This is a genomic window from Pseudomonas fluorescens, from assembly GCF_003732425.1.
Lineage (GTDB): Bacteria > Pseudomonadota > Gammaproteobacteria > Pseudomonadales > Pseudomonadaceae > Aquipseudomonas > Aquipseudomonas fluorescens_BE.
Map to the genome: position 1 here is coordinate 842,777 of NZ_MOBX01000003.1, position 11,660 is coordinate 854,436.

6 protein-coding genes are annotated in these 11,660 nt (G+C 57.7%); 1 reads left to right on the forward strand and 5 read right to left on the reverse strand.

Annotated features, from left to right (window positions below; translation table 11 throughout):
- Window positions 1-106 precede the first annotated feature (106 nt).
- Complete coding sequence (locus BK670_RS06640; protein WP_148047005.1) at window positions 107-3,874, forward strand: hypothetical protein; 3,768 nt, start codon at window positions 107-109, stop codon at window positions 3,872-3,874.
- Between the two features lie 48 nt (window positions 3,875-3,922).
- Here the strand turns inward: BK670_RS06640 and BK670_RS06645 are convergent, their stop codons facing one another.
- The 5 genes from BK670_RS06645 to BK670_RS06665 form a co-directional block, all read right to left on the reverse strand.
- On the reverse strand, window positions 3,923-5,878 hold the full coding sequence (locus tag BK670_RS06645) for an acetoacetate--CoA ligase (RefSeq protein WP_123449116.1): 1,956 nt from the start codon (window positions 5,876-5,878) through the stop codon (window positions 3,923-3,925).
- Between the two features lie 158 nt (window positions 5,879-6,036).
- Window positions 6,037-6,810, reverse strand: coding sequence for a 3-hydroxybutyrate dehydrogenase (gene hbdH, locus BK670_RS06650; protein WP_123449117.1), 774 nt, complete (start codon window positions 6,808-6,810; stop codon window positions 6,037-6,039).
- Between the two features lie 7 nt (window positions 6,811-6,817).
- Window positions 6,818-8,209 (reverse strand): GntP family permease, encoded by a 1,392-nt coding sequence (locus BK670_RS06655; RefSeq protein WP_123449118.1) that lies wholly within the window; start codon window positions 8,207-8,209, stop codon window positions 6,818-6,820.
- 294 nt (window positions 8,210-8,503) lie between these two features.
- On the reverse strand, window positions 8,504-9,910 hold the full coding sequence (locus tag BK670_RS06660; RefSeq protein ID WP_123449119.1) for a sigma-54 interaction domain-containing protein: 1,407 nt from the start codon (window positions 9,908-9,910) through the stop codon (window positions 8,504-8,506).
- A 167-nt stretch (window positions 9,911-10,077) separates the two neighbouring features.
- Window positions 10,078-11,652 carry an ABC transporter ATP-binding protein gene (locus BK670_RS06665; protein ID WP_123449120.1) on the reverse strand — a complete coding sequence of 525 codons (1,575 nt, stop codon included), beginning with the start codon at window positions 11,650-11,652 and terminating at the stop codon, window positions 10,078-10,080.
- Between the last annotated feature and the right edge of the window lie 8 nt (window positions 11,653-11,660).

An 11,660-nucleotide genomic window follows, 5' to 3' on the forward strand; every position in this document is an offset into this window, starting at 1 on the left:
GCAAGAAATAACAACTCATATTTTTTAAATGGATTGCTTATATCGAAAAACGTAGAACGTCATCGAGCTGAAGTCATCAGCCAACTAACTTGATGAGGTTCTAATAATGAATGATAAAACCAAGGGTAAGATATTCTGGTCGTCGGCGGCTGCTCTTTCCGAGTGGAAGCAAAGAACAGAAGCAGATGCGGTTGAACGGCAATCGGTCTTGGCTGAATTGGAAGTGGCGTTAAATAAATACACTGATGATCAACAGATCAATTGGTACGCGCATGAAATAGAACTGCAGGCGGGATCGTCTTTATACGAGATCTATAACCCCGGCCAGGTTCTGCTCAACGGACTGCTTGGTACCGGCCCGGTCATCGGTGCGCTGGCCCGGGAAAACGCGCACGATCATGACGGCCTCATACGCGTTACGGCTGATGGCAAGATGGAAGTCCGTGCGGCAAGGGGTTGGGTGGATCTGGTAGCGGCAGGTCACTTTCAACTCAGCGAGCCGACACAGGCAACATTGGCGTTGATTTCAAACGTCGCTGAGGTGGCCGGGGGTTACATTTGGCCTGATAACGATATGACACTCGATCAATGGTTTCGATTTCATGACATAAGGTTGCCCGATACCAAAGCGAAGCTTCGCGAGTTGATCGCCTTGTTCAAGTTTGATCCTCAAGTGGAAGAGCCAGGAAACTACTGGGAACATTTTCAAACAGAGAATCAGGCGTTAGTCACATTGTCCGAGGAGCAGTTTTCAGACATTCGTAATGCGACTGCCAAGTTGATGCAGGGGAGGAAGCTGCTGACGGCTTTGTACAATGTCACCGGTCGCGCCACTGTCTCGCATGAAAGCGCGGCCCAACTTGTTGTCGAATTCGTCAATCATCCGGTCGCGCGGATGCTCGCCGTAAAATATCTGAAAGAGTTGGGTTGGTTCGGTGTGAACATGGAGCACGAGGTGCCCGCTGACATCCTCGCGCAATTGCTGATGACGGCAATGTTGCTTGATCTGGATTCGTCGATTGGTCATGACATACAGCGCAATCACGTTGCCGGAATTGACCTGTATGCGGCGGGCAATGTTGACCGTCACCCGTCAGACGTTCGTGACGAACTGACCGCTTTTCTGCAAACCCGAAAATGGGTAGAAGCGGGCTTGGAACCGTTGCTGGCTCACCTGTTACTGGCCCGCAACGCACCAGAATTCCTGGTCAGGGAAATGCCATCGTCGATTACCCTCGGCTCGATTGGCTGGATCAATTTCTGTCGTGCCGTCATTCTGGTCGAGACTGTAAAAACCGGGGCGACGCGGGTAATGACCTATGCGCAGGTCATGGCTTATGGCGAACTGGAACCGATCAGTGAGTCACAGCAACACAAGCGCGACCTGGCCATGATCGACCCGATCGTCGATTGGGCGCTGATCAATCAGATAGTGACAACCGCGCAACTCGAACAAGACGAGGAAGCCGCTACCCGACGTGCGATTGATGCATTCGAACAACACTCGGAAACGTTCGCGCAAATCGCCAAGGCATTTTCGACGCCGTTACCCGACAGAGCGAAGATTGCCCGTAAGGCTTTGCAAATCGCCGCGCCGGGCTGCGACACCCTGGACGAAAAAGCACTGTCCGAAAAAGGCGGGCAGCAGGTCATGTCCATGGTCGACTTGTATCAATCAGGTGATCTGCTCACCGGCAAGTGGGACAGACGCACTGTGCGCTTGGTCACTAACGGTGTTCCCAGGCCCGCCCTCAACTACAACCCGTCCGGCGTCAGCATTTACACGCGTTATCCGAACCTACTGAAACTTGGCTCCTGCGATGTCGAAATGGATCGTCAGTTGGACGTGCATTTCAATGATTTGAATAGCGCCATGTTGTCCACTGTAAAACTGGCTCTGGCGCAGATGTCTGAGACCGATCTGCATGTGTTTTTAAATGCCGATATTCACTTTTTCACGGTACGTCAGTCCGCCGTTTATTTTAGATCGCATCGAACGGGCGGCCCCCTGAACCTGGAACTTGCGCGGGAAACACAACAAAGCAGAGATGCCGCCACAGGACGTTTTGGCATTGTGATGTATGCGTCTTATAAAAATGCTGACGTCTGCTATGAATTGTTTACATCGCGGGGCGAAACCCGAAAAAATGACGCCTTGGCTGCTTTAATCAAGCGAGAGAAAAAACTGCAACAACGTTCAAGAATGAGTGCCTCCGCGAATATCACGTTTCAAGTGAGCATCACAGAGACTCAAAGCCTCCCGCTCGATGTCAAACGCTACACCCATGCCGTAGCGCAGGACTCTTCGATTACCAGCAGTAAGGCCATCATCGATTATTTTGGTGTACTGGATGGGCCGCAAACGCCTGTGACGCGAAAATCAGGGTTCTATAGAAAATTCAACGACCCGGATATCAACCGTGTCGCCAGCTTCCTGGTTAAAAACCGACCCTACCTGAATAGAAACGAGCTGAGAGAAATAGTACGCGTACCGACTCCACTGGAACTCTCCAGGGAGGAGGGCGAACGGTTGCTGACTTATTTCATCGACTTGGTGGTGCCTTTCAAAAGATGCATCGAGGATATTGCCTCGGGTGAACATGACAAGATAGTGGATGGCATTTACGGATGTTTGATGGATGGCATCGGTCTGGTGGGAACGGTGGCGGGAGCCGCTTCGAAAGTGTTGAGCATTTCGGCCAAGGCTGTTTCAACGTCTTCCAAAGCCGCGCGCTTTACCAAGTTGGCATTCACCTCGGCCGTGTCCCTCTTCAATCCGCTGGATGGCGTGCCTTCCGGCATACAGGCGGGCGGAAAACTGGTGAACAAGGGCTTTTTGCGTTTCAGCAAGAGCAGCCATGACATTGTTGCCAAGGCGAACAGTCAGTTGCACAAACTCAGTGGCCGTCGGCAATCCTACGATCTGATCAGTGCTTCAGAGAATGCACATCTGGGATTGGGGCACTGGAAGCCACGTGGCAACGCTGGCAACGTGGTTACGGTGCTGGCCGCACGCAGTGGCAACAAATGGTATGCCCTGAACCGCCGTGGCAATCTTTGGGGTAAACCACTGACAGGGTTCAGCTATAAGACACCCCTGCAGTTACCGTACTCACCCAAGACACTACCGGCGAGCTATACGCGCAACTTCATCGAAAAAAGTCTGCCCCGGGCCCGGGCGAAGATTGACAACGCCATCGACGTCATCAGTCGACGTGAATTCAAGCGAGATGGCGATCAACTGATGAAGGCATTGTTCGGTGACACGTCACAGGTGGCCACTGATCGACTGGTGAATTATCTGCGGTTGATTCGCTTTGATTTTGCTGGCTTCTCGATGAGCAACACACTTCTCGATGCAGTGAAGCATAACGAGACAATCGCCTCTTTTGATGTGAACAACTACAAGCGTTGGAAAAGCGCCAGTTCCAGCGACGCGAATGGTATTGCGTTTGTCGAGATATATACGCAAAACCTCAACAAACACTTCGTCAATCTGGGCTTTAACCATGATGTGGTGGCAGATGACCTGATTCATGAACTGTTTCATGGCAGTGCGCAGACTGTCGACGTTGGCTACGCCACTGACACCGAGCATAAAAGCGACAGCGGACAGCGTCTGGACGTGGCACCCCTGCTGAATCTTGCGTCCGGCAACTTGCCGGTGGCGAATTCGAGTGCAAATTATCACGCAGTGTCAGACGCCTTTGAGAATGCGGACTCTTTGGCAATTGCCACCTCCTTACTGAGTCAGATGGCTACGGACAAAACTACATTCGAAGGCAACATGACCATCATCCGCAGTGCACTCGACACCAGTGGTGGCAACGCGATTGTTCAACCGGTTGTCATAACGCTGAACAAGCCTCTCTGACGCCACGCGCTTTCGCCAACGCTTGTCGGCAGAGCGTCAGCGTCGAGTTCAAAAGCTCAGTTCCGGCCGATCCCGAAACTGCTCCAGCGCTTCGGGATTGGCCAACGCGTCGGTGTTTTTCACCGGCCTTCCGTGCACCACCTCGCGCACGGCCAGTTCGACAATCTTGCCGCTGATGGTGCGCGGAATGTCCGTCACCGCCACGATCTTCGCCGGTACATGCCTTGGGGTGGTATTGGCGCGGATCACCTGACGGATGCGCTGCTCCAATGCCTCATCCAGTGCCAGCCCTTCGCGCAACTTCACAAACAGCACCACCCGCACGTCATCCTGCCACTGCTGACCGATGGCAACGCTGTCCAGCACTTCGGCGACTTTCTCGACCTGGCGATAAATCTCTGCCGTGCCAATGCGTACACCACCCGGATTGAGCACCGCGTCGGAGCGGCCATGGATCAGCATCCCGCCGTGAGGTTGTTGCTCGGCGTAATCGCCCTGGGCCCATACCCCGGGAAACAGGCTGAAATACGATTGCCGCAGTTTTGCTCCGTCCGGGTCATTCCACAGGCCGATCGGCATGGCCGGGAAATGCCGGGTGCAGACCAGTTCGCCTTTTTCGCCAATCACCGGCTGACCGGCGTCGTTCCAGACTTCAACCGCCATGCCCAGGCTCTTGCCCATGATCTCGCCGCGTCGCACGGAGGACAGCGGATTGGCGTTGACGAAGCAGGAAACGATATCGGTGCCACCCGACATCGATGCCAGGCACACCTGCGCTTTGAAGTCGCGATAGACGAAGTCATAGCTTTGCGGCGACAGCGCCGAACCGGTACACAGCAGCGTCTTCAGGCTACCCAGATCATGACTTTCACGGGGTTTCGCTCCGCTGCTTTCCAGGGTGGCGAGAAACTTGGGGCTGGTGCCGAACACGCTGATGCGCTCGTCGTCGATCAAGTCGAGCAAACGCTGGTTGTCCGGGTGAAACGGCGAGCCGTCATACAGCACCACGGCGCTGCCGACCGCGAGCGCCGAAACCAGCCAGTTCCACATCATCCAGCCGCAGGTGGTGTAGTAGAAAAGTCGATCGCCCGGGCCGAGATCGCAGTGCAGCCCGTGTTCCTTGACGTGTTGCACCAACACGCCGCCGGTGCTGTGGACGATGCATTTCGGCACGCCGGTGGTGCCGCTGGAATACAGCACATACAGCGGATGATGGAACGGCACCGGTACAAAGTCCGGTTCGCCGCCGACCTGATAAAAGTCCTTCCACAAAGACACTTCAGCGTGAGTTTTGTAAGCCTCGACTCGCGCCTGCGGCTGCGCGTAAGGCACGATGATCAACTGCCTCAGCGTTGGTAGTTGTTCGAGTATTCCGTTGATTTTGTCGGTCTGGTCGATGTGTTTGCCGGCATAGCGATAACCGGCGCAGGTGAGCAGCACCTTGGGTTCGATCTGGCCGAAGCGGTCGATCACCCCGTGGGTGCCGAAGTCCGGTGAGGAGCACGACCAGATTGCGCCGAGACTGGTGGTGGCGAGCATTGCCACCAGGGTTTGCCAGGTATTAGGCATGCACGCGGCGACGCGATCGCCGAGGCCAACACCGGCGGCCTGCAAACTGGCCTGAAATCCGCCGACGTGCTCGGCGAGTTCGGCCCAGGTCAACTGCTCGCGTTGACCGTTCTCCGCCACGCTGATCACCGCCACGGCATCGTCACGCCGCCGCAGCAGGTGTTCGGCGAAGTTCAGCGTGGCACCGGGAAACCACTCGGCGTCGGGCATGTTCGGGCCTTCGCGCAGCACCGCATCCGGTTGTGTGTGGAAGCGGATATCGAAGAAGTCGACGATCGCCTGCCAGAACTCCGCACGCTGCTCGACGCTCCACTGATGCAGGGCAGGGTAATCGTCGAGTTGCAGTGAATGGCGCTGATTGACCGCACGGCGAAAGGTGTCCATGCGCGATTGGGCGATACGGTTGGCGTCGGGTTGCCAGAGGATGTCGGACATTGTTTGCCTCTTGTTTTATTCATGCACAAGGTCGAGCGCACACATAGCACCTGTGGGAGCGAGCCTGCTCACGAAGACGTCCGTGCATTCAACGGCTTCATTGGCTGACCCACCGCTTTCGCGAGCAGGCTCGCTCCCACAGAGAGGGAATGGCTGTGCTATTGGGCCAACCAGCCACCATCAATATTCCACGCCGCGCCACGCACCTGGCTGCCGGCCTCGCTGCACAAGAACAGCACCAGTTCGCCCAAATGCTGCGGGGTCACGAACTCCAGCGACGGCTGCTTCTCGGCCAGCAGATCATGCTGCGCCTGCTGCGGATCGACACCTTTGGCGGCACGATCATCGATCTGCTTCTGCACCAGCGGGGTCAACACCCAGCCCGGGCAGATCGCGTTGCAAGTGACATTGCTGGTCGCGGTTTCCAGACCGACCACTTTGGTCAAGCCGATCACACCGTGCTTGGCGGCGACATACGCCGCTTTGCCGGTCGAACCGACCTGGCCATGCACGGAGGCGATATTGATGATCCGCCCCCAGCCTTTGGCGCGCATTCCCGGCAAGCTCAGGCGCGTGCTGTGAAACACCGAAGACAGGTTGATGGCAATGATCGAATCCCAGCGCTCGACGGGGAATTCCTCGACGGCGGCGACGTGCTGGATGCCGGCGTTGTTGACCAGAATGTCGACACCGCCGAACTCGCGCTCGGCGTAATTGATCATGTCGGCAATTTGCGCCGGATCACTGACATCGGCCGGATGATGGCCAACCTTGCCGCCGAACTGCGCGACTTCGGCGATGACTTGGGACGCATCGCCGAACCCGTTGAGAATCAGATTCGCACCAGCCTTGGCCAGGCTCAGTGCGATGCCCAGGCCAATGCCGCTGGTGGAACCGGTCACCAGCGCGGTCTTGCCGGAAAGAGTCGTCATGAATACCTCACACAATGCCAGTGGCGTAGAAAGTGCCGATCACTACGAAAACCGCCAGGGTCTTGATCAGCGTAATACAGAAAATATCTTTATAGGCTTCGCGGTGGGTCAGGCCCGTCACCGCGAGCAAGGTGATGACCGCGCCGTTGTGCGGCAGGGTGTCCATGCCGCCACTGGCCATGGCGGCGACGCGGTGCAGCACTTCCAGCGGAATATTCGCCGCGTGGGCAGCACTGATGAACTGCTCGGACATCGCCGCCAGCGCAATACTCATGCCGCCCGACGCGGAGCCGGTGATACCGGCAAGCAGGGTCACGGTGATGGCTTCGTTGACCAGCGGATTGGGAATCTGCTTGAGCCAGTCCGCCAGCACCAAAAAGCCCGGCAGCGACGCGATCACCGCGCCAAAGCCGTACTCGGAAGCGGTATTCATCGCCGCCAGCAACGCACCGCTTACCGCGCTTTTGCTGCCTTCGGCAAGCTTGCTGCGAATGGCCTGAAAGCCGAACGCCAGAACCATCAGAATGCCCACCAGCAATGCCGCCTGTACGGCCCAAATCGCCGTCAGTTTGGCGATCTCGGTGGTCACCGGAGCCGCCATGCCCGGCAGCGCGAGGCTGTGGGTCTTGCCGTACCACTGCGGAATCCACTGGGTGAACAGCAGGTTCATGATGCCCACCGCCAGCAACGGCGACAGGGCAATCCATGGGTTCGGCAGCTTCAGATCCTCAGCGGTTTCCGGCTCGTTGCGCAATTCAGTGCCGTAGCCTTCGCCAGCACGTTGGGCCTTGTTGCGTTGCCGCTGCAGAAACAGCATGCCGGTGCAGAACACGAAAATCGTGCCGATCACGCCCAGCCACGGCGCCGCCCATGCGGTGGTGTTGAAAAAGGTGCTGGGGATGATGTTCTGGATCTGCGGCGTGCCGGGCAGGGCATCCATGGTGAACGAGAAAGCCCCGAGGGCGATGGTCGCCGGGATGAGGCGCTTGGGGATATTGCTCTGGCGGAACATCTCGGCAGCAAACGGATAAACCGCAAAGACCACGACGAACAGCGACACGCCGCCGTAAGTAAGCAGAGCGCAGACCAGCACGATCACCAGCATTGCCTGTTTAGTGCCGAGCAGGCGAATGGCCGCAGCGACAATCGAACGGGAGAAACCCGACAGTTCGATCAACTTGCCGAACACGGCGCCGAGCAGGAACACAGGGAAATACAGTTTGATGAAGCCGACCATTTTCTCCATGAACACCCCGGTGAAGGCGGGGGCGACGGCGGAAGGGTCGGTGAGCAGGACAGCGCCGAGGGCGGCAATCGGGGCGAAGAGGATAACGCTGTAGCCACGGTAGGCGGCCAGCATCAGCAGCGCCAGGGCTGCCAAGGCAATGATCACACTCATGGTGTGTCTCTCCAGAATTGTTATTTTTGTGGGTGGAACGGTGTGGGAGAGGCTATAGCGAGATCTGTGCCAGGTATCTAAGGTATTGAAATATAAGGATATTATTGAATGTGGTGGAAAGTTTTCAGGTGTTTTGTCTCGTTTTAGAGACGGAGTTAAGCCGAAAAGATCGCAGCCTTCGGCAGCTCCTACAGTGCGGACACGAAAATCTCCATGTAGGAGCTGCCGAAGGCTGCGATCTTTTGATCTTAAAAAACCATCTACAGAAAGAGATCGTTGTCTCTATTTAGAGATTCAGGCAATCCCCAGCGCCACCATTTTCTTGTACAGCGTCGACCGCCCCAGCCCCAGTCGCGCAGCCGCCTCCGGCACTTTCCCCGCACACTGCGCAAGCACAGACTGAATCAATTGCCGATCAAACCGCTCCCGGGCCTGAGCGAACGTCTCATCCGCCAGCGCCTCCATCGTCGGCACCGCCACACGCTCAACCGGCGTCAACGTGCCAATCGCCGCACGCATATCCTGCTCGGTCAGCATCAAGTCATCACTGAGCAACGCCGCCCGTTCCAGCACATTACGCAGTTCGCGAATGTTCCCCGGCCAGGCATGCTGGCCGAGCAACGCCAGCGCATCCCGGTGCAGTTCGTGTTGGCTGCGCAGTTCTTCCAGAATCGCTTCACTGAGCGCCGGTAAATCATCGAGACGTTCACGTAGCGGCGGCACCTGAATCGGCAACACATTCAGGCGATAGTACAAATCGGCGCGGAACTCACCGCGTTTGATCGCTGCCTGCAAATCGGTCGAGGTGGCAGCAATCACGCGGACATCGCTCTGAATCACCTCGTTAGAGCCGACCGGTTCGAACTCCTTTTCCTGCAACACGCGCAGCAGTTTGCTCTGCAAGGGCAGCGGCATGTCGCCGATTTCGTCGAGAAACAACGTGCCGCCCTGAGCGATCTGCAACTTGCCGGTGCGGCCCTTGCGGTCGGCGCCGGTGAATGCGCCCGGCGCGGTGCCAAAGAATTCCGCCTCCAGCAATGCCTCGGGAATTGCCGCGCTGTTGATGCTGACGAATGCTTTGTGCGCCCGTGGCGAGGCACTGTGAATCGCCTGGGCCAGCAACTCTTTACCGGTGCCGGTTTCGCCGAGCAGCAACACCGGCGACTCGGCACTGGCACTGCGCCGGGCGCGGCGTTTGACTTCAAGGCTGGCAGCGCTGGTGCCGATGAAATGGGCGAAGTTGTATTTGGTCTGCCGGGCGCGCAGCAGAGAGCGGGTCGAGGCCAGTTCTTCCTGCATGCTCAAGTAACGCTTGAGCATCGGCGACAGGGTGCGCAACTCGTCGAACAGGGCAAAACCGATCGCGCCGATTACCGTACCGGCGTCATCGTGAATCGGCAGACGCATCACCACCAGAGGCTCTTTAGGGGTGTCCTGCATATCGAGAAGAATGGGCCGCCCGGTACGCACCACCTCGCGCAACAGACTACCGGGGATCACGCTCTCACACGGCTTGCCGATTGCGCCTGCTGCCGATTCAAGACCGAAACGTCGGGCGTAACGCTCGTTCATCCAGACGATGTTGGCATCGCGATCAACAATCACCGTGCCTTCGCTGGATTGTTCAATGATCTCGAACAGCGAACGGATCGCCAGGGTGCGAACCCGTTGGTAGTCCTTGAGGCTTTCGGTGGTGTTCATCTGACGGCTGATCCTGATTGTGTGTTGCTGATGCTGGCCCTTTCGCGAGCAGGCGCGCTCCCACAGTAGATTGGGTTGTCACAACTGTTGTAAACGACCTGAACCTTGTGGGAGCGAGCCTGCTCGCGAAAGCCGCGACTCGGTTTCAGGCCGGACACAGATTATGCCTACCCCGGATGCGCCGCCGCCAACAGCTCTTTGGTGTACGGATGCTGCGGCGCCTCAAACACATCATGACTGGCGCCACGCTCGACCACTTTGCCGTCCTTGATCACGATCATGTCGTGGGCCAGGGCGCGTACCACCGCCAGGTCATGGCTGATGAACAGATAAGTCAGACCGTGTTTTTCCTGAAGCTGGCGGAGCAGGGCGACCACTTGTTTCTGCACCGTGCGATCCAGCGCCGACGTCGGCTCGTCGAGCAGAATCAGCGCCGGTTTCAGTATCAGCGCCCGCGCGATTGCGATGCGCTGGCGTTGGCCACCGGAGAATTCGTGGGGATAGCGATGGCGGCTTTGCGGATCGAGGCCGACCTCTTTCAGCACGCGGATCACTTGCTCATCGCACTCGTCAGCCGTCGACTCGCAGTGCACCTCCAGACCTTCGCTGATGATCTGCGCGACTGACATGCGCGGGCTGAGGCTGCCGAACGGATCCTGAAATACCACCTGCATCTGGCGGCGCCACGGGCGCATTTGCTTCTGATTAAGACCGTCGAGTGCTTCGCCCTGGAAGCGGATACTGCCTTCGGAGTCGAGCAGACGCAGGATCGCCTGACCCAGCGTCGATTTGCCCGAGCCCGACTCGCCGACGATCCCCAACGTCTTGCCGCGCTGGATACTCAGACTGATGCCGTCCACCGCCCGCAGGTATTGCTTGCGCTGAAACAGCCCGCCACCGACGACAAACTCAACCTTTAGATCATCGACCTCCAGCACGTTTTCGCGCTCATCCCGGGGCAGGGCTTCGCCTTCGGGCTCGGCGTTGAGCAGCACGCAGCTGTAGGGATGCTTCGGCTCGGTAAACAGGGTTTCGCAGGGCGCCTGTTCGACGATTTCCCCGGCCTTCATCACGCACACACGCTGGGCAATGCTGCGCACCAGATTGAGGTCATGGCTGATCAGCAGCAGCGACATGCCCAGGCGTTGTTGCAGGGATTTGAGCAGCAGCAGGATCTTGCGCTGCACGGTCACATCGAGCGCTGTGGTCGGCTCGTCAGCGATCAACAGCTCCGGTTCGCAGGCCAGCGCCATGGCGATCATTACCCGTTGTCGTTGTCCGCCGGAGAGCTGATGCGGGTAAGCCTTGAGGCGTTCCTTGGGCTTCTGGATGCCCACCAGTCCGAGCAATTCGAGGATCCGCGCCTGCGCCGCTTTGCCGCCGAGGCCACGGTGCAGGAGCAAGGTTTCGCCGATCTGTTTTTCGATGGTGTGCAGCGGGTTGAGCGAGGTCATCGGCTCCTGGAAGATCATCGCGATGCGGTTGCCACGCAATTCGCGCAAGACCTTGGGATCGGCGCCGATCAGCTCCTGTCCGCGATAGCGAATGCTGCCTGTGGTTTGCGCCTCGCTTTCGGGCAGCAATTGCAGGATCGAATGGGCGGTCACCGATTTGCCCGAGCCCGACTCGCCTACCAGCGCCAGGCACTCGCCGGGGCGAATGTCCAGGCACAGGTCGCGCACCACGTTCTGGCCATTGAACGCGACGTTGAGGTTACGGATTTCAATCAGGTTGTCAGTCATGGGCACGC

Excerpts from the sequence above, each read along its gene's own strand:
- BK670_RS06640 (WP_148047005.1), top strand. The coding sequence starts at position 107 with ATGAATGATAAAACCAAGGGTAAGATATTCTGGTCGTCGGCGGCTGCT.
- BK670_RS06645 (WP_123449116.1), bottom strand. The coding sequence starts at position 5,878 with ATGTCCGACATCCTCTGGCAACCCGACGCCAACCGTATCGCCCAATCG.
- hbdH (WP_123449117.1), bottom strand. The coding sequence starts at position 6,810 with ATGACGACTCTTTCCGGCAAGACCGCGCTGGTGACCGGTTCCACCAGC.
- BK670_RS06655 (WP_123449118.1), bottom strand. The coding sequence starts at position 8,209 with ATGAGTGTGATCATTGCCTTGGCAGCCCTGGCGCTGCTGATGCTGGCC.
- BK670_RS06660 (WP_123449119.1), bottom strand. The coding sequence starts at position 9,910 with ATGAACACCACCGAAAGCCTCAAGGACTACCAACGGGTTCGCACCCTG.
- BK670_RS06665 (WP_123449120.1), bottom strand. The coding sequence starts at position 11,652 with ATGACTGACAACCTGATTGAAATCCGTAACCTCAACGTCGCGTTCAAT.